General features: G+C 68.5%; 20 protein-coding genes and 1 pseudogene. 19 read left to right on the top strand and 2 right to left on the bottom strand.

Annotated features, from left to right (window positions below; translation table 11 throughout):
• The 10 genes from RU09_RS14655 to RU09_RS14610 form a co-directional block, all read left to right on the top strand.
• Positions 1-485 (top strand): S1 RNA-binding domain-containing protein (locus RU09_RS14655; protein WP_042541616.1); only part of this gene is annotated, 485 nt, incomplete at its 5' end.
• Positions 486-618: 133 nt separating this feature from the next.
• A complete protein-coding gene (locus RU09_RS14650) occupies positions 619-1,470 on the top strand; it encodes an ABC transporter ATP-binding protein (RefSeq protein ID WP_042541615.1) in 852 nt (283 codons plus the stop codon).
• Positions 1,467-2,513, top strand: a complete 1,047-nt coding sequence (locus tag RU09_RS14645; protein WP_042541614.1) for an aliphatic sulfonate ABC transporter substrate-binding protein — start codon at positions 1,467-1,469, stop codon at positions 2,511-2,513. Before RU09_RS14650 ends, RU09_RS14645 begins: the two co-directional genes overlap by 4 nt.
• Positions 2,510-3,364, top strand: coding sequence for an ABC transporter permease (locus tag RU09_RS14640; RefSeq protein ID WP_052492997.1), 855 nt, complete (start codon positions 2,510-2,512; stop codon positions 3,362-3,364). Before RU09_RS14645 ends, RU09_RS14640 begins: the two co-directional genes overlap by 4 nt.
• Positions 3,365-3,366: 2 nt before the next feature.
• Positions 3,367-5,364 carry an acetate--CoA ligase gene (gene acs, locus RU09_RS14635; protein WP_231567616.1) on the top strand — a complete coding sequence of 666 codons (1,998 nt, stop codon included), beginning with the start codon at positions 3,367-3,369 and terminating at the stop codon, positions 5,362-5,364.
• A complete protein-coding gene (locus RU09_RS14630; protein ID WP_042541613.1) occupies positions 5,364-6,668 on the top strand; it encodes an O-acetylhomoserine aminocarboxypropyltransferase/cysteine synthase family protein in 1,305 nt (434 codons plus the stop codon). The genes acs and RU09_RS14630 overlap by 1 nt, the downstream gene beginning before the upstream one ends.
• On the top strand, positions 6,665-7,249 hold the full coding sequence (locus RU09_RS14625) for a CoA-binding protein (protein ID WP_082041150.1): 585 nt from the start codon (positions 6,665-6,667) through the stop codon (positions 7,247-7,249). The genes RU09_RS14630 and RU09_RS14625 overlap by 4 nt, the downstream gene beginning before the upstream one ends.
• Before the next feature lie 32 nt (positions 7,250-7,281).
• Positions 7,282-7,881, top strand: coding sequence for a dephospho-CoA kinase (gene coaE / locus RU09_RS14620; protein ID WP_042541612.1), 600 nt, complete (start codon positions 7,282-7,284; stop codon positions 7,879-7,881).
• Positions 7,857-9,089, top strand: a complete 1,233-nt coding sequence (locus RU09_RS14615) for an MFS transporter (protein WP_042541611.1) — start codon at positions 7,857-7,859, stop codon at positions 9,087-9,089. Before coaE ends, RU09_RS14615 begins: the two co-directional genes overlap by 25 nt.
• A gap of 60 nt (positions 9,090-9,149) precedes the next feature.
• Entirely contained in the window at positions 9,150-9,941 is a 792-nt protein-coding gene (locus RU09_RS14610; protein WP_042541610.1) for a GNAT family N-acetyltransferase, read from the top strand.
• Here the strand turns inward: RU09_RS14610 and RU09_RS14605 are convergent.
• The gene (locus tag RU09_RS14605; RefSeq protein ID WP_042541609.1) at positions 9,914-10,534 is read right to left on the bottom strand and encodes a DUF4126 domain-containing protein; all 621 of its coding nucleotides are present in this window, start codon (positions 10,532-10,534) and stop codon (positions 9,914-9,916) included. The two genes, RU09_RS14610 and RU09_RS14605, sit on opposite strands and share 28 nt — an antisense overlap.
• A 64-nt stretch (positions 10,535-10,598) precedes the next feature.
• Between RU09_RS14605 and uvrB the strand changes: the two genes are divergently transcribed.
• Positions 10,599-12,671 carry an excinuclease ABC subunit UvrB gene (gene uvrB / locus RU09_RS14600; RefSeq protein ID WP_042541608.1) on the top strand — a complete coding sequence of 691 codons (2,073 nt, stop codon included), beginning with the start codon at positions 10,599-10,601 and terminating at the stop codon, positions 12,669-12,671.
• Positions 12,672-12,690: 19 nt separating this feature from the next.
• Positions 12,691-13,023 carry a TfoX/Sxy family protein gene (locus RU09_RS14595; RefSeq protein WP_042541607.1) on the top strand — a complete coding sequence of 111 codons (333 nt, stop codon included), beginning with the start codon at positions 12,691-12,693 and terminating at the stop codon, positions 13,021-13,023.
• A 9-nt stretch (positions 13,024-13,032) separates the two neighbouring features.
• On the opposite strand, the gene RU09_RS14590 is transcribed toward RU09_RS14595, so the two are convergent.
• Positions 13,033-13,275 (bottom strand): hypothetical protein, encoded by a 243-nt coding sequence (locus RU09_RS14590; protein WP_042541606.1) that lies wholly within the window; start codon positions 13,273-13,275, stop codon positions 13,033-13,035.
• 45 nt (positions 13,276-13,320) lie between these two features.
• On the opposite strand from RU09_RS14590, the gene RU09_RS14585 reads away from it, so the two are divergent.
• The 7 genes and pseudogenes from RU09_RS14585 to RU09_RS14555 all read left to right on the top strand — a co-directional run.
• Positions 13,321-13,764, top strand: coding sequence for a MarR family winged helix-turn-helix transcriptional regulator (locus RU09_RS14585; RefSeq protein WP_042541605.1), 444 nt, complete (start codon positions 13,321-13,323; stop codon positions 13,762-13,764).
• A 20-nt stretch (positions 13,765-13,784) separates the two neighbouring features.
• A complete protein-coding gene (locus tag RU09_RS14580) occupies positions 13,785-14,513 on the top strand; it encodes a DUF4129 domain-containing protein (RefSeq protein WP_042541604.1) in 729 nt (242 codons plus the stop codon).
• On the top strand, positions 14,510-15,046 hold the full coding sequence (locus RU09_RS14575; protein ID WP_156145944.1) for a hypothetical protein: 537 nt from the start codon (positions 14,510-14,512) through the stop codon (positions 15,044-15,046). The genes RU09_RS14580 and RU09_RS14575 overlap by 4 nt, the downstream gene beginning before the upstream one ends.
• A gap of 1 nt (position 15,047) precedes the next feature.
• On the top strand, positions 15,048-16,013 hold the full coding sequence (locus tag RU09_RS14570) for an AAA family ATPase (RefSeq protein WP_042541603.1): 966 nt from the start codon (positions 15,048-15,050) through the stop codon (positions 16,011-16,013).
• A complete protein-coding gene (locus RU09_RS14565) occupies positions 16,010-17,269 on the top strand; it encodes a DUF58 domain-containing protein (protein WP_231567614.1) in 1,260 nt (419 codons plus the stop codon). The genes RU09_RS14570 and RU09_RS14565 overlap by 4 nt, the downstream gene beginning before the upstream one ends.
• A complete protein-coding gene (locus RU09_RS14560) occupies positions 17,266-17,790 on the top strand; it encodes a hypothetical protein (protein WP_042541601.1) in 525 nt (174 codons plus the stop codon). Before RU09_RS14565 ends, RU09_RS14560 begins: the two co-directional genes overlap by 4 nt.
• A gap of 63 nt (positions 17,791-17,853) precedes the next feature.
• Positions 17,854-18,192 (top strand): annotated as a pseudogene (locus tag RU09_RS14555) (excinuclease ABC subunit UvrA); the annotation flags it as partial.

The raw sequence follows: 18,192 nt of genomic DNA, 5'->3' as shown, positions 1-18,192 counted from the left end.
ACATCTCCGAGCTCTCCAGCAAGCACGTCGAGCTGGCCGAGCAGGTCGTGTCGGTCGGCGAAGAGGTCTTCGTCAAGGTCATCGACATCGACCTCGAGCGTCGCCGCATCTCGCTCTCGCTGAAGCAGGCGAACGAGGCAGTCGACGTCAACGGCACCGAGTTCGACCCGGCGCTCTACGGCATGCTCGCCGAGTACGACGAGGCCGGCGAGTACAAGTACCCGGAGGGCTTCGACCCCGAGACCGGTGCGTGGAAGGAAGGCTTCGACACCCAGCGCGAGGCATGGGAGCAGGAGTACGCTGCAGCCCAGGCTCGCTGGGAGGCCCACAAGGCTCAGGTTGCCAAGGCAGCCGAGGCCGAGGCGGCCGCTGGCGACGACTTCGGTGGCCAGGTCTTCTCGAGCGAGGTCGCAGGCGCGGGCACGCTCGCTGACGACGAGGCTCTCGCCGCTCTGCGCGAGAAGCTCTCGGGCGGCAACGCATAAGCATCACGCTCTGAACGGGCCGTCATCCTTCGGGATGGCGGCCCGTTCTGCGTCGCCGTCGCCTGTGGCGGCTACGTGACCGAACATTACGGCGGCATTCGTAACATTGCGCGGGCCCCGCCAGCATGGGGATATGACATCCCTGCTCGCACACCCGCGCGTCGACGCGTCTGTCGACGACCGCACGGCGCAGCCCGTGCGGTTGCGAGAGGTCGGGCGGAGCTTTCCGCTCGGGCGAGGACGCCGCGATGTTCTCCGCGGAGTGGACATCGAGGTGGCGGCCGGTGAGATCATCGCCGTCGTCGGACCCTCGGGATGCGGCAAGTCGACTCTCCTGCGCCTCATCGGCGGACTGGACGCGCCCTCCAGCGGCAGCATCCTGCTCGATGACTCGGGTGTCGCGGACGTCGATGAGCGCACCGCTGTCGCTTTCCAGGAGCCACGGCTTCTGCCCTGGCGGACGATCTCGCAGAACGTCGAGCTCGGCCTTCCGCGGGGCACGGCACGCCGAGACGGCCGCGAACGCGTGCGCGAGCTGCTCGAACTGGTCGGCCTCGAACAGGCAGCTGATCAGCGCCCGCGCGAAGTGTCAGGCGGTATGGCGCAGCGTGCCTCTCTCGCACGCGCCCTCGCTCGGAACCCCGGAGTGCTGCTGCTGGATGAGCCGTTCGGCGCGCTCGACGCCCTCACCCGCCTGCGGATGCACGATCTGCTGCTGAAGATCCACGCGGCAGAACCCACCACCGTCCTCCTCGTCACGCACGATGTCGAAGAGGCCCTCTACTTGGCTGACCGCGTGCTGCTGCTGCGCACACTCGACGCCGACGCCGGCACCGATGCGCGCTCGATCGTGCGCACGATCACCGTGCCGGGCATCCGCCCCCGCGACCGCGCAGATCGCGGTCTCGCGGACCTCCGCGCCGAGCTCCTCGAAGGGCTCGGCGTTGACACCCACCACCGCACCGCCACCGAGGAGACCCGATGAGCACCATCACCCGCCGAATCATCCCTGCGATCGCTGTCGCCGGGACGATGATGCTCGTCGCCACCGGGTGCGTCGCCGGTGAGAACGCCACGGCCTCCGACGCGTCGAAGGATGACGCCGCCGCGGCCGGCGAGTGGTCTTCCGACACCCTGTCGATCGACTTCGCCACCTACAACCCCCTGAGCCTCGTGATCCGCGACCAGGGCATCCTCGAGGAGATCCTGGGTGACGACGTCGACGTCGAGTGGGTGCAGTCCGCCGGCTCCAACAAGGCCAATGAGCTGCTGCGCTCCGGCTCGATCGATGTGGGATCGACCGCGGGTTCCGCCGCGCTCCTCGCCCGTGCGAACGGATCGCCCATTCAGGTCATCGACATCTTCTCGCAGCCGGAGTGGTCGGCGATCGTCGTCGGACCCGACAGCGACATCACCTCGGTCGAGGATCTCGCGGGCAAGTCGGTCGCTGCGACGAAGGGCACGGACCCCTACTTCTTCCTGCTGCAGTCCCTCGAGGAAGCAGGGCTCTCGGTCGACGACGTCGAGGTGCAGAACCTCCAGCACGCCGACGGACGTGCAGCGCTCGACGGTGGGTCGGTCGACGCCTGGGCCGGACTCGACCCGATCATGGCCGCGGCCGAGGTGGAGTCCGGCGACCAGCTCATCTATCGCAACGTCGACTTCAACACCTACGGATTCCTGAACGCCACCGAGGACTTCATCGAGAACCACGCCGACCTCGCCCAGGCCGTCGTCGACGCGTACGAGCAGGCGCGCGAGTGGGCGCTCGAGAACCCCGACGAGACGGCCGCGCTGCTGGCCGAGGTCGCGGGCATCGACATCGAGGTCGCGAAGACCGTCATCACCGAGCGCTCGAACCTCGATGTGAGCGGCATCCCAGGAGACGACCAGGTCGCGGTGCTCGAGAAGATCGCTCCCGTGCTCGTCGACTCCGGTGATGTCCAGGGCGGCGAGGACTCGGTCGACAAGGCGCTGGACTCGATCGTGAACGCGACCTTCGCAGAGAAGGCGGTCGGAGGCGAGTGACCGACCAGACGGTGGTGGTCCCCGCCGACGCGCGTGAGGCGCTCGACGCCGCTCGAGGTGTCCGTCGGCGGCCCGAGGTGGGCGCGCGGCATGCGTGGGACCGTCCGGCGGTGCGGATCGCCGGCGGGTTCCTGCTGCCTGTCCTCATCCTCATCGCGTGGCAGGTCGTGACGACCACCGGAGTCGTCGCGCCCTACCTGCTGCCGTCTCCGGAATCCGTCTTCGCTGCCGGTGTCGAGCTGGCCGAGCGGGGGCTGCTCTGGACGCACATCGCGATCTCGGTGCAGCGCGTGCTGCTCGGCTTCGCGATCGGATCAGTGATCGGACTCGCGATCGCGGGGATCGTCGGGCTCTCGAGGATAGGCGACGTGCTGCTCAGCCCGACGCTCTCGGCAGTCCGTGCGGTCCCGTCCCTGGCCTGGGTGCCGCTGCTCATCCTCTGGATGCAGATCGGTGAGGAGTCGAAGGTGACGCTGATCGCGATCGGCGCCTTCTTCCCCGTCTACACCACGGTCGCGTCGGCGCTCCGCCATGTCGATCCACTCCTGGTCGAGGCCGGGCGCTCGTTCAGCCTCCGCGGATGGTCGCTGTTCCGCACCGTGCAGCTGCCCGCTGTCGTGCCGTCGGTCGTCGCAGGTCTCCGACTCGCTCTCGCGCAGGCCTGGCTGTTCCTCGTCGCCGCGGAGCTCATCGCCTCGTCGATGGGGCTCGGGTTCCTGCTCACGGACTCGCAGAACAGCGGACGCGTCGACAGGATCATCCTGTCGATCGTCCTGCTCGCGCTTCTCGGCACGATCACGAACGCTCTTCTCGTGCTGGTCGAGAAGTATCTGCTCAGACGGTGGGTGTGACCGTGACGGAAGCTCGTCTGCATGAGACCCGCACCTACTCGGCGCGTGCCGGGTTCGCTGCGACGGCGAACGTGACTGCCGAGGCGTACGGGCGGGCGGCGTCCGACCCGACACTGTTCTGGGAGCAGGCGGCCGAGCGGCTCGACTGGGCCGAGCCCTGGCACACGGCTCACGAATGGGATCCGCCCGTGGGGGACGCGGTTCCCGCCGCACGATGGTTCGTCGGCGGACAGCTCAACGTCGCGTACAACTGCGTCGACCGCCACGTCGAGGCCGGGCGCGGCGACAAGGTCGCGCTGCACTTCGAGGGCGAGCCGGGCGACCGCATCGCCGTGACGTACTCCGACCTCCAGGACAGGGTCTCGCGTGCGGCCAACGCGCTCATCGCACTCGGCATCCGACCGGGCGACCGCGTCGTCATCTACCTCCCGGTGCTGATCGAGACGGTCGTGATCACCCTCGCCTGCGCGCGCGTCGGAGCCGTGCACTCACTGGTGTTCGGCGGGTTCTCCGCCGAGGCGGTGCAGTTCCGGCTCGCGGACACAGGCGCAAAGCTGCTCGTGACGAGCGACGGCCAGTTCCGCCGGGGCACCGCCACCGAGGTCAAGTCGACGGCCGACACCGCTGCCGCGGATCTTCCCGACCTCGAGCACGTCCTCGTGCTCCGGCGTACCGGACAGGACGTCCCGTGGACGGAAGGGCGCGACGTGTGGTGGCACGACGTCGTCGACACCGCCTCCTCCCGGCATGAGCCCGACGCATTCGATGCCGAGCATCCGCTCTTCATCATCTACACGTCAGGCACCACAGGGAAGCCGAAGGGGCTCGTCCACACCTCGGGCGGGTACCTCACTCACGCGAGTTGGGCGCACTGGGCGCACTTCGACGCGAAACCCGACGACGTGCACTGGTGCACGGCGGATCTCGCGTGGGTGACGGCCCACACGTACGAGATCTACGGCCCGCTCTCGAACGGGCTGACGCAGGTCATCTACGAGGGGACGCCGGACGCGCCGAACCGCGAACGCCATCTCGAGATCATCGAGCGCTACGGCGTGACCGTCTACTACACCGCCCCCACGCTCATCCGCACCTTCATGACGTGGTTCGGCGCAGAGCTGCCGCAGGGGCACGACCTCTCGACGCTGCGTCTGCTCGGAACGGTCGGGGAAGCGATCAACCCCGAAGCCTGGATCTGGTTCCGCCGCAACTTCGGGCGCGACGAGCTCCCGGTGGTCGACACCTGGTGGCAGTCCGAGACCGGAGCAGCGATGATCGCGCCTCTTCCGGGAGTGACGACGCTCAAGCCCGGCTCTGCATCCGTGCCGCTGCCCGGGATCGACGCGACCGTCGTCGACGCGAACGGCGATGAGGTCGCGCCCGGAAGATCCGGAACGCTCGTGGTGCGGCGCCCGTGGCCGGGAATGGCGCGGACCGTGTGGGGCAACCCGCAGCGTTACCGCGATGCGTACTGGTCGGCGTATGCCGGACACGGCGAGCACGGCGGATACTATGTCGCCGGTGACGGGGCGACGCGCGATGCCGACGGCTACATCTGGATCCTCGGCCGCCTCGACGACGTCGTGAACGTGTCCGGCCACAGGCTCTCGACGATCGAGATCGAATCCGCGCTCGTGGCCCACGACACGGTGGGGGAGGCCGGTACCGCAGGCGTCTCCGATCCCGTCACCGGGCAGGCCGTGGTCGCGTTCGTCACCGCATCAGGACGCGCGGAGGTCTCGACCTCGCAGCTGCGCGGCCAGGTCGCCACGGCGATCGGCCCCGTCGCCAAGCCGAAGCACATCGTCGTGGTCCCCGACCTCCCCAAGACACGCTCCGGCAAGATCATGCGACGGCTGCTCGCACAGCTGTGGGAAGCCGAGCAGGATCGCCGCGCCGGACGAGCACCCGCCCCGCTCGGGGACACGACATCTCTCCAGAACCCGTGGGCCGTCGACGACATCGCCGCCGTGCTCGAGACCGCTGAACTGAGGACATGATGACGGAAGAACACCGCTTCGGCTTTCGCACGAGGGCTCTCCACGCCGGCGGCACTCCCGATGCTGCGACGGGTGCCCGCGCCGTGCCGATCTACCAGACGACCTCCTTCGTCTTCGAGGATGCGACGGATGCCGGCAACCTCTTCGCGCTGCAGAAGTACGGCAACATCTACTCGCGCATCGGCAACCCCACCGTCGCTGCGCTCGAAGAACGGCTGGCATCGCTCGAGGGCGGGATCGGCGCGGTCGCGACGGCATCCGGCATGAGCGCGGAGTTCATCACGTTCGCCGCGCTCGTCGGAGCCGGTGACCACGTGGTGGCCTCCGCCCAGCTGTACGGAGGCACGGTGACGCAGCTCGACGTGACGCTGCGCCGGTTCGGCGTGCAGACGACCTTCGTCGCATCCACCGACCCCGCCGACTACGCCGCCGCGATCCGCCCCGAGACCAAGGTCGTCTACGTGGAGATGATCGGCAACCCGTCGGGTGAGATCGCCGACATCGAAGGCCTCGCGGAGGTCGCGCATGCCGCCGGTGTGCCGCTCGTCGTCGACGCGACCCTCGCCACTCCGTACCTCGCACGGCCGCTCGAGCACGGCGCCGACATCGTCATCCACTCGGTGACGAAGTTCCTCGGTGGCCACGGCACCACACTCGGCGGCGTCGTGATCGAGAAGGGCACCTTCGACTGGGGCAACGGACGGTTCCCGCAGATGACAGAGCCCGTCGAGTCCTACGGCGGCATCAAATGGTGGGACAACTTCGGCGAGTACGGGTTCCTCACCAAGCTCCGCACCGAGCAGCTTCGTGACATCGGTCCGGCGCTCAGCCCGCAGTCGGCGTTCAACCTCCTGCAGGGAGTCGAGACGCTGCCGCAGCGCATCGACGCGCACCTCGCGAACGCGCGGGTCGTCGCCGAGTGGCTCGACTCGGACCCCCGGGTCGAGTACGTGACCTGGGCGGGCCTGGCTCATCACCCGCACCATGAGCGCGCTGCGAAGTACCTGCCGCTCGGCCCTGGGTCGGTGTTCGCCTTCGGAGTGAGGGCCGATGACGGCCGTGCCGCGGGGGAGACCCTGATCGAGAACCTCCAGCTCGCGTCCCATCTCGCGAACATCGGCGATGCGCGCACGCTCGTGATCCACCCGGCATCCACCACCCATCGTCAGCTCACGGAACAGCAGCTCGTCGCCGCGGGCGTGCGCCCTGACCTCATCCGCATCTCGGTGGGTCTCGAGGACGCCGAAGACATCATCTGGGATCTCGATCAGGCCCTCACGACAGCGACAGGAGCGACCCGATGAGCGGAATCGAGACCACGGGCGCCGAGGCCTGCGCACTTCCGACTGCGCAGGACATCGCATCCTGCGCGCTCCCCGGGTCCTCGACGGCGCAGCCCGACCGCACCTGGACCGGACCCGGCCAGCAGGACCGCTTCAGCATCCTCCGGCGCGCGAGATCCGTCGCCATCGTCGGTGCGTCGAACAACCCTGCGCGGGCGTCGTACTTCGTGGCGACCTATCTGCTCTCCAGCACCGCGTATGACGTGTACCTCGTCAACCCGCGGGAGGCGGAGATCCTCGGACAGCCGGTCTACGCCTCACTTGCAGACCTGCCTGTGGTGCCCGACATCGTCGACGTGTTCCGCCGGCACGACGACCTGCCGGGGGTGGCCCAGGAGGCGATCGAGGCCGGCGCGCACACGCTCTGGCTGCAGCTGGGTTCATGGAACGAGGATGCCGCCGCGATCGCCGAGGGGGCGGGGCTCTCGGTGGTGATGAATCGGTGCATCAAGATCGAGCATGCCCGGTTCCATGGAGGGCTCCACCTCGCCGGATTCGACACCGGGGTCATCAGCTCGCGTCGGCAGCTGCTGGCGCGATGACCCGAGCTCGCGGTCGAGCCTAGACTGGCGAGATGCCTCTCATCGCTCTCACCGGCGGCATCGCCTCGGGCAAGTCGACCATCGCGCGACGACTCGCAGAACTCGGAGCAGTCGTCGTCGACGCCGATCAGATCGTGCGCGACGTGCAGGCGCCAGGCTCTGCGGTGCTGGCACGGATCGAGGACGTCTTCGGCGCCGATGTCATCGACGCGGACGGCGCACTCGACCGGGCTGCCCTGGGCGCCAAGGTGTTCGGCGATCCCGAGCAGCTGGCGCGGCTGAACGCGATCGTCCACCCCGCGGTGCGTGCCGAGTCGCAGCGTCGATTCGAGGAGGCCGCCTCCGCCGGTCCCGAGACCGTCGTCGTGTACGACGTCCCGCTCCTGGTCGAGGCGCGGGTCGATGACCCGTGGGATCTGATCGTCGTGGCCCATGCGCCGGCGGACGAGCGCAGGCGGCGGCTCGTCGAGCTGCGCGGCATGGCGGAGCAGGCGGCCCAGGAACGGATCGACGCGCAGGTGTCCGACGAGCGTCGGCTCGCGATCGCCGACGAGGTCATCGAAACCTCAGGTTCACTGGAGGAGACGATCCGACAGACCGACGCCCTGTGGGAGCGGATCCGCTCGTCGTGACCTTCACCGGTCACACACCCGGGTCTCCCGCCTATCGGCGTCTCATCGTCGGGCTGTTCTTCGCCGGCATAGCGACGTTCGCGCAGCTGTACTCGCCGCAGGCCGTGCTGCCGCAACTCTCTTCGAACCTGGGGATCACGCCTGCCACCGCGGCGCTCGCGGTGTCGGCTGCGACGCTCGGTCTGGCGGCGGCCGTCGTTCCGTGGTCGATGGTCGCAGACCGCATCGGGCGGGTTCCCGCCATGGGGATCGGCATCCTCACAGCGACGGCGCTGGGGTTTCTCGCGCCCTTCAGCATTGGCATGGAGATGCTGCTGGCACTGCGGCTGCTCGAGGGCGTGGCGCTGGGCGCCGTGCCCGCGGTGGCGCTCGCCTATCTCAGCGAGGAGGTGAGCGCACGCGATGCCGCGGCTGCAGCGGGGAGCTACATAGCCGGGACGACCGTGGGCGGCCTGCTCGGTCGTGTCCTGTCGGGATTGGCTGGCGAGCCATGGGGATGGCGCGCGGGCATCTGGACCGTCGCCGGTGTGTGCGCGGTGGCAGCGGTCCTGTTCCTCTGGCTCACTCCGAAGGCTCAGGGGTTCGTGCCCGGTCGATTTCGACACGACGCGTCGCCGCGGATGCTTGCGCGCCTGGCGATGCCGCTGCGCTCCGCGACGCAGCTCGCGCTCTACATGCAGGGCTTTCTTCTCATGGGCGCCTTCGTCGCGGTGTACAACTACCTCGGGTTCCACCTGATCGACGCGCCGTTCGCCCTTCCGGGGTGGGTGGTCACGCTGCTGTTCCTGGCCTATCTCGCAGGCACCGTCTCGTCGCCGACAGCAGGTGCGCTCGCATCCCGCTTCGGCCGGTATCCGGTGCTGCTCGCCTCGATCGCCGTGATGGCCGTCGGCGCCCTCGCCATGTTGAGCCAGGTGCTCTTCGCGGTGATCGTCGGGCTGCTGCTCTTCACCGCCGGCTTCTTCGGCGCGCATGCCGTCGCCTCGGGGTGGGCTCCCGCCGCAGCCGCCTCTGACAGCAGGGCGCAGGCATCGTCGCTCTACTATTTCGGCTACTACGCGGGGTCGAGCCTCTTCGGCTGGGCGCTGGGGATCGTGTTCGGCAGGGCTGACTGGGCGTGGTTCGTGGCGGTGATCGTGGCGATGTGCGCGGTGTCCGCGGCGCTGGCGGCACGCGCCCTGCGGCAGGCGTCGACCGGCCGCGTATGATCACGAAGCGGCACCTCATCGCCGTCGCTCACTGCCACTGTCGACCGGGAGGATCGCCTCATGCGCCTGACCTATCTCGCCGCCTACGATCGTGAGCTGCGCACGGACGCCGAGGTGACGCACGCGCTCAGTGTGGCGATGCACGGACCGCTGCGACTCGCCGTCTTCCCCGGCGGGCGCGGGTTCGTGTCGTACTCGGACCTCGATGGCCACGACTCCGGCGGAATCGAAGAGCTCATCGACGTCGCGCTCGCGCACTTCACGACCCTCAGCGGCATCGATTCGATCGAGTGGAAGACGCGAGGGCATGATCGTGCGCCTGGGCTCGGCCGGGCTCTGGAGAGCCGTGGGTTCGTGCCTGAGGACGAGGAGTCGGTGATGATCGGCGAGGCGGCGGCGCTCGCCCAGCCCGTCGACCTTCCCTCTGAGGTGGAGCTCCGGCGGGCGCGCACCGAGGCCGAGGTGTTCGCGATGGAGGAGATGCAGGGGAGGGTCTTCGGCGATCCGCAGTGGCGCGTGCGCGTCGAGACGACGCTGCAGCGCATCCGGGAAGATGACACCGTGGAGCTCTGGACGGCTGTGGCTGATGGAGCGGTGATCAGCGCTGGACGCCTGGAGCCCGTGGCCGGCACCCGCTTCGCCGGTCTGTGGGGCGGAGCGACGCTGCCCGAATGGCGGGGTCGAGGGATCTACAGAGCGCTGACGGCGGAGCGCGCGCGATCCGCCCTCGCGCTCGGCAAGCGGTACCTGCAGTCGGATTGCACCGAGTTCTCGCGGCCGATCCTCGAGCGTGCGGGACTCGTCAAGGTCTCGACCACCACGCCCTACGTGTGGACGCGGCCGGCTGACTGACCGGCACCGCCCTCTCGACGCCTGCGCGCCAGGCGGCGCGCGCCCACGACGACGACGATGACGAGGCCCACCAGCAGCAGGGCGGCCACGACGGGGATGACGATCGCCGTGATCGCGAGCATGAACGATGCCCCGTCCTCAGCCGTGCTCAGGACAGGAGCCGCAAGGCCGCCGGTCACGGTGTTGGCGGCGACACGCGCCGTGGCCTTCGCGATGTGCACGACCAGGGCGATCGCGATGCCGGAGACCACCGGCACCCAGGCGTTGTCGGTGAAGAACGCGGCAGGGTCGTCGACCGCGATCGTCTGAGCGCCCGAGCCGGCGCCGAAGGCGATGCCACCGGATGCCGGACGCAGAATGCTCTGGATCACGTCGTTCAGGGAGTCGAGCGCAGGGATCTTGTCGGCCACGACCTCCAGCAGCAGCAGCCCGCCGAGGATCCAGAGCGCGAGATCGCTCGACAGCCACGACCACGAGGCCGGCAGCACCACGGAGGGAAGCAGCCGATCGGCGAGGCCCAGCAGGAACAGCGGCATCCAGGCATTGAGGCCCGCAGACGCGGCGAGACTGGTGCCGATGAGGAACTCGATCACGCCCCCACTCTAGGCGGAGGCCGCTCGTGGCCCCGATGTCGGTGGCCCGGCATACGCTGGAGGTATGCAACCCACGCGCAGTGTTCGTCCCTTCGAGGTCATCAGCGAATATGCGCCTGCCGGCGACCAGCCGAAGGCGATCGCCGAACTCGCATCGCGTATCAACGCCGGCGAGACCGACATCGTGCTGCTCGGCGCCACCGGTACCGGAAAGTCGGCGACGACCGCCTGGCTGGTCGAGCAGGTGCAGCGTCCGACGCTCGTCCTCGCGCACAACAAGACGCTCGCTGCGCAGCTGGCCAACGAGTTCCGCGAGCTGATGCCGAACAACGCCGTCGAGTACTTCGTCTCCTACTACGACTACTACCAGCCAGAGGCGTACGTGCCTCAGACCGACACCTTCATCGAGAAGGACTCCTCGATCAACTCCGAGGTCGAGCGTCTGCGTCACTCGACCACGAACTCGCTGCTCAGCCGCCGCGACGTGATCGTCGTCTCCACCGTCTCCTGCATCTACGGCCTCGGTGCGCCAGAAGAGTACCTCCGCGCCATGGTCGCCCTCCAGGTGGGGGAGCGGTACGACCGCGACGCGCTGATCAGGCAGTTCATCTCGATGCAGTACAACCGCAACGACGTCGACTTCTCTCGGGGCAACTTCCGGGTGCGAGGCGACACCATCGAGATCATCCCGGTGTACGAGGAGCATGCGATCCGCATCGAGCTGTTCGGTGACGAGATCGAAGCACTCTATTCGTTGCATCCGCTCACCGGAGAGGTCATCGAGAAGCTCGATTCCGTGCCGATCTTCCCCGCCTCGCACTACGTGGCGGGAACCGACGTGATCCAGCGCTCGATCGGCACCATCGAGCACGAGCTCGAGGAGCGGCTCAAGGAGTTCGAGCGTCAGGGGAAGCTGCTCGAGGCCCAGCGGCTGCGGATGCGAACGACCTTCGACCTGGAGATGCTGCAGCAGCTCGGCTTCTGCTCGGGAATCGAGAACTACTCCCGGCACATGGACGGGCGTCAGCCCGGCGAGCCGCCGCACACGCTGCTCGACTTCTTCCCCGACGACTTCATGCTCGTGATCGACGAGTCGCACGTCACGGTGCCACAGATCGGCGCGATGTACGAGGGAGACGCATCCCGCAAGCGCACGCTCGTCGACCATGGCTTCCGGCTGCCGAGCGCGATGGACAACAGGCCGCTGCGGTGGGACGAGTTCAAGAACAGGATCGGGCAGACCGTGTATCTCTCGGCCACTCCCGGCAAGTACGAAATGGGCATCGCCGACGGCGTGGTGGAGCAGATCATCCGCCCGACGGGTCTGGTCGACCCGCACATCATCGTGAAGCCGTCGAAGGGCCAGATCGACGACCTTCTCGAGGAGATCAGGCAGCGTGTCGGGCGTGACGAGCGTGTGCTCGTGACGACGCTCACCAAGAAGATGTCGGAAGAGCTGACAGACTTCCTCGGCGAGCACGGCGTGCGCGTGCGCTACCTCCACTCCGACGTCGACACGCTGCGACGGGTCGAACTGCTCAGCGAGTTGCGGGCGGGCGTCTACGACGTCCTGGTGGGAATCAACCTGCTGCGTGAAGGACTCGATCTGCCCGAGGTGTCGCTGGTCGCGATCCTCGACGCCGACAAAGAGGGCTTCCTGCGATCGGGCACGTCGCTGATCCAGACGATCGGCCGCGCGGCGCGCAACGTCTCGGGCGAAGTGCACATGTACGCCGACAGGATCACCGACTCGATGGCCAAGGCGATCGAAGAGACGGATCGACGTCGCGAGAAGCAGGTCGCCTACAACCTGGAGCACGGGATCGACCCGCAGCCGCTGCGCAAGCGGATCGCCGACATCACCGAGGTGCTCGCCCGTGAAGGCGCCGACACCGCTGCGATGATGTCCGGCCGCGGTCGCGCGACCGGCAAGGGCAAGTCTCCGACGCCCAACCTCCGGCGCACCGGGATCGCCGCCGAAGGCGCTCAGCAGCTCGAAGCCGTGATCCAGGACCTCTCCGACCAGATGCTCGCCGCCGCCGCGGAGCTCAAGTTCGAGCTCGCCGGACGACTGCGTGACGAGGTGCAGGACATGAAGAAGGAGCTGCGTGCCATGGAGAAGGCCGGCCACGCCTGACGACACGGGAGCGACCAGGATGGACGCATCAGGAGAAGAGCTCGCCGATCGCGTGAGAGCGCTTCTCACCCTCGACGGGAACGTCGAGGAGAAGCGGATGTTCGGCACGCGCGCGTTCCTTCTCGACGGTCACATCCTCGTCGGTGCGCGCACCGGCGGGGTGCTGCTCGTACGCGTCGACGAAGAGCACGGCGCGTCGCTGATCACCCGGCCAGGGGTCGCGTCCGCGGTCATGGGTCCGCGGACCATGGGCACCGGTTGGCTCGACGTATCGCCGAGCGCGCTCATCGACGACGATAACCTCGCGGCCTGGCTCGACATCGCGCGTGAAGACGCGAAGCGAGACGGCTGAGAGCGAGCCTCAGGGGCAGTGGACGAGCGTCTTGGGCCCCGACCGGTCGATCTCATGCTCGCTCATCGGGGAGCCGCACAGCGGACAGGCGCGTTCGGCGCGTTCGGACGGGCTCGGCGGGGGAGTCTTCTCGTAGGGGCCGACCGAAGCCGGGCCGGCGAAGCGGATCAGATTCGAGTTGAACCAGGCATACAGGCCTCCGGCTTCGCGGATCCGAGTGCGGAGCGAAGGGCGATCATCAGAACTGGCCATGTTGCTTAGTGTACTAACTATTAGGGTCAATGTATATTCGAATCCGTGACCGCATCGGATGACCTGCTCAAGCTCGACAACCAGCTCTGCTTCGCTCTGGTGACCGCAGCACGCAACGTCGTGGCGATCTACAGGCCGATTCTGGAGCCCCTCGGGCTCACGCATCCGCAGTATCTTGTGATGCTGGCGCTCTGGGAACGTGCTCCGCGCCCACTGAACGATCTCGCGGCCGACCTCGCGCTCGAGCCTGCGACGGCGTCGCCGCTGGTGAAGCGGCTGGAGGCAGACGGTCTGGTGGCGAGGCAGCGCAGCGTCGAGGACGAGCGCCGTCTCGACATCACGCTCACGGACGCCGGTCGGGCTCTGCGTGGCCGAGCCCTCGATGTTCCGCGCCAGGTGATGACCGCTGTGGGAATGGACCTGCAGCAGATCGCGACACTGCGCGATGGTTTGTCGGCATTCGCGGGGCGCCGTTCAGCCCAGGAGTGACCGCGTCATAGGGTGTGGGCATGCCGATCGAACACCAGACGCGTCCTGCGCGCCGGAGTGTCGATCGAATGGTCCTTCCCGTCGTCGTCGTTCTGTTCGGCGCGGCGATGATCGCGTCGGCGATCCAGGGTCAGCCGACGTTCCGCCCCACCGAGCCGATTCCCGAGGGGACCGCAGAGCCGCTGCCCACCGCGTCGCCGGGTGGAACCGGGCTCCCCGAGCCGGTGGAGGTCGAACCCACGAACGCCGTGCTCGCGCAGACTCTCACGGTGATCCTGATGCTCCTGGTCGCGGCCGGGATCGTCGCGCTCCTCGTGATCGCCGCCAGAGCCCTGCTTCGAGCATGGCGAGATCGCCCGCTCCGGCGTCGTGACGCAGCCGTCGTCGCATCCGAGGTCGATCAGCTCGCATCGACCCAGACAGCGGACGTCGCGGTCGGGGTGCTGCAACGCGGGATCGCCGGCGCACTGGCGACGATCGATGAGCGTGCCACGGCCTCGGATGCCATCGTCGCCGCGTGGATCGGTCTCGAAGAGAGCGCGGCGGACGCGGGGGTGAAGCGTGCGGCGAGCGAGACTCCGGGGGAGTTCGTGGTGCGGATCATCACTCTGCGGCCGGGCGCCGCCGACGACGCTGCGGCATTGCTGCGCCTCTATGAGAGCGTCCGCTTCGGCACGCGGGTGGCCGACGAACATGATCGGGGCTCGGCGCGACAGGCCCTGCGGCGCATCGAGGGGGTGTGGCGATGAGCACACGGAGAACACTTCTCGCGATCGGTGCGGCGGTCGTCGCTGCTCTCGCCCTCCTCGGCTTCGGCTTCACCTGGCCGTTCGTGATCGGCTGGAGTCTGCTGATCTGCGCGGTCGGTCTGCTCGGACAACTCGTGATGCCGCTCGAGCCCGGCTTCGACGCCCCGCGTATCGACACGGAACGCCATCGTCGGCCGACCGAGATCTCTCGGATGGCGTGGGCCCTGAACACGCACACCGGTATCGCCGGACAGCAGATCACCCGACGCGTCAGCGCGATCCTCCGCCATAGGCTGGTGCGCCAGGGAATCGACCCGGACAACCGGGAGGACAGGGCACGACTCACCGCGGTGATCGGACCCGGGCTCTGGGAACAGCTGACGGGTCCCGCCCCGACGATCGTCGACATCGAACGGGCCCTGGATGCCGTCGATCGACTGAACCCTTCCTCACCCGGCGAGCCGTCGCTCGCGTCGCACGCCCCGGCCACCGGCCAGGCGCGGCCCTCGCTGTTCCGTCGATCAAGGAGATGACATGACGAGCCCCGCAGAGATCGCCGACACCGGAGCCAGGATCCTCGCCGCGGTGAGGACGGTCGTGGTGGGCATGGACGACCCCGTCGAGATCGCGCTCGCGACGATTCTCGCGGGTGGTCACGTGCTGTTCGAGGACGTGCCAGGGCTGGGAAAGACCCTCGCCGCTCGCAGTCTCGCGGCGGCCCTGGGGCTGTCGTTCCGTCGGTTGCAGTGCACCCCCGACATGCTCCCGGGCGACGTGACCGGATCGTACGTGTACGCACCGGACTCGGGCGACTTCGTCTTCCGTCCCGGGCCGATCTTCACCGGTCTGCTGCTCGCCGACGAGGTCAACAGAACCACCCCGAAGACGCAGTCGGCGATGCTCGAGGCGATGGCGGAGCGACAGGTGACGGTCGAGGGCAACAGCTTCGCGCTGCCGGCGCCGTTCCATGTGATCGCGACGTCGAATCCGATCGAGTACGAGGGCACCTACGCGCTTCCCGAGGCGCAGCTCGACAGATTCATGGTGCGGCTGTCCGTGGGCTATCCGGACGCGGACAACGAGGCTCGGATCCTGGAGAACCGGGTGAGCAGGCGAGAGGAGGCGACCCACGTCGCCCCTGTGATCGATGCCGACCAGCTCGTCGCCCTGCAGAACGCGGTCGAAGCCATCCACGTCGATCAGGACATCACCCGCTACTGCGTCGAGATCACCCGCGCCACGCGGAATGCGCCGAACGTCGAGGTCGGGGCCTCGCCGCGAGGTTCGCTCGGTCTGCTGCTGCTCGGACGAGCGCTGGCGGCGCTGGACGGTCGCGACTACGTGCGCCCGGACGACATCAAGCGCATCGCTGTGCCTGTGCTGGCCCATCGACTCACCCTCACTCCACAGGCATGGGCTCAGGGTGCGTCGGCGTCCGATGTGGTTCGATCGGTCGTCGGTCAGGTGGCGGTGCCGCCGACTGTCGGGGCGCTCGGATGACGGATGATCCCGACGCGGGGCGTCGTGGGCCGGTGCTGTCGGTGGCGATCGGCGGCGCGGTGATCCTCGCCGTCGTCGGCCTTCTGTCAGCCCGACCGGACGTCGCGGCCATGGGCCTGCCTCTGGCCCTCTGGAGCGGGTTCGCGATCGCACGAGGCACCGCCGGGGGCGAGGCGAAGGTCAGGATCGATGCGCTGCCGGGACAGGATGGAGAACTGCTCACCGCGATCGCCGTCGAAAGCGACGCGGAAGCCGTCGAGATGGTGATCGTGCAGTCGGAGCGCCGCACCAGGCGAGTGATCGTGCCTGGGGGCGGATCATCCGTCACCGCCCGCAGCACCGTCCTGCATTCCGGGCCGGCGATTCCTGTGCAAGCCGCGGCGAGAGGGTTCTCTCTCGAGGGCGCGGCGCTCTCGAAGACAGCGGGGCCCGTCGCGGCCGGACGCCAGGTGGCACCGCCCCGCCGACCGATCGATGCGCTGCCGTTGCCGCGACGACTGATCGGGTCGCACGGTGCTCACGAGGGGCGCCGTCAGGGCCAGGGTGGTGACTTCAGGGACATCCACGCCTTCGCTCCGGGGGACGAGGTCCGCCGCGTGGACTGGCGGGCCACGGCGCGGATGGCACGCAGGCCGGGGGATCTGCTGGTTCGACGGACGAACACCCTGAGCGACTCCTCCGTCGTGATCGCGATGGACACGTCGGAAGACCTCGGCGAGGTCGTCTCGTCATGGGGGAGCGGCGATCTCGAACGCAGTGGCGTGACGTCGCTCGACCTCGCGCGGGAAGCCGCCCGCGCGATCGCCGACTCGGCCATCGGCGCGGGCGACCGCGTCGCGCTGCACGTGCTCGTGCACGGGGGCCGGTCGCTGCGCAGCGGCAGCGGATCGAGGCACCTCGCGCGCGTGGTGGCGGCCATCGCCGCGACCGGTCAGGCACGAGAGGATGCGTCCTTCCGCCGCACGCCTCCCGTGCCGCACGGCTCGGTCATCTTCGTACTGTCGACGTTCTTCGAGGGCGCGGCGGCACAGACGGCGCTGATGTGGAGGGCGAGCGGTCATCGAGTCGTCGCCGTCGACGTGCTTCCGCCGCTCGATCGCACGCGTCTCACCCGGGCACAGCTCATCGGCCTTCGCACCGTGCTCGCCGAGCGGGAGAACGTGTTCGCCGATCTGCACGGCGCCGGAGTCGATGTGGTCACCTGGGCCGATGATCCGTCATCGGCGCTGCTCGCGATCGCGAGGGCGCGCCGATGAGGGCGAACGACTCGCTGCAGACCGGGCCGGCCGTCTCCTGGCTCGTCGTTCGGGGCGCGCTCGTCGCCGTCGTCGCCGCCGGGGCCGTCGCCCTGTGCCCGCTGATCGGGTGGCAGGTGGCCGCTGTCGTGCTGGCGATCGTCGCCGCCGCCCTCCCGCAGACGTTCGCGGCGTGGGGATCGGTCGGCTGCCTCGTGATCGGGATGCTGATCTCGGAGCCCGATCTCGGGCGCGCGATGATCGCGGTGCTCGTCGTGCAGCTCATCCACGTGCTGATGTCGCTCTCGCTCGTGATCCCCGCGGGTTCCCGAGTGGTGATCGCCGCGCTCCGGCCCAGCGCACTGCGGCTGCTCGTCGTCCAGGCGATCGCCCAGCCGGTGACCGTCGCGGTGATGGTCGTCGGCGGAGCGGCCGCGCAGGGATCGGCGCAGACGGTGCCGTGGGCCGCCGTCGCGGGAGCCGGAGCCGTCGTGGCGCTCGCGGTGACCCTGGTCGTGAGGGCGAACCGCCGAGCACCGTGAGGCGATGCCTTCCCTGTGAGCCCTCACGGAGCCAATGTCTGTGGCCCCTCGTAGACTTGATCAGTGCCTATCGTCCCGGTTGCAACCCCAGGAAAACTCAGCGTTCGCGGTGCCCGCGTACACAATCTGAAGAACGTCGACATCGACATCCCACGCGACTCCCTCGTCGTGTTCACCGGCCTGTCCGGTTCGGGAAAGTCCAGTCTCGCGTTCGACACGATCTTCGCCGAAGGGCAGCGTCGCTACGTCGAGTCGCTGAGCGCGTACGCGCGCCAGTTCCTCGGCCAGGTCGACCGGCCAGACGTCGACTTCATCGAGGGGCTCAGCCCCGCGGTGTCGATCGATCAGAAGTCGACCAACCGCAACCCGCGGTCGACGGTCGGCACGATCACCGAGATCTAC

It is taken from the genome of Microbacterium sp. MEJ108Y (genome assembly GCF_000834175.1).
GTDB lineage: Bacteria > Actinomycetota > Actinomycetes > Actinomycetales > Microbacteriaceae > Microbacterium > Microbacterium forte.
The sequence above is the reverse complement of the archived record's forward strand: the minus strand, read 5'-3'. Positions and strand labels throughout refer to the sequence as shown.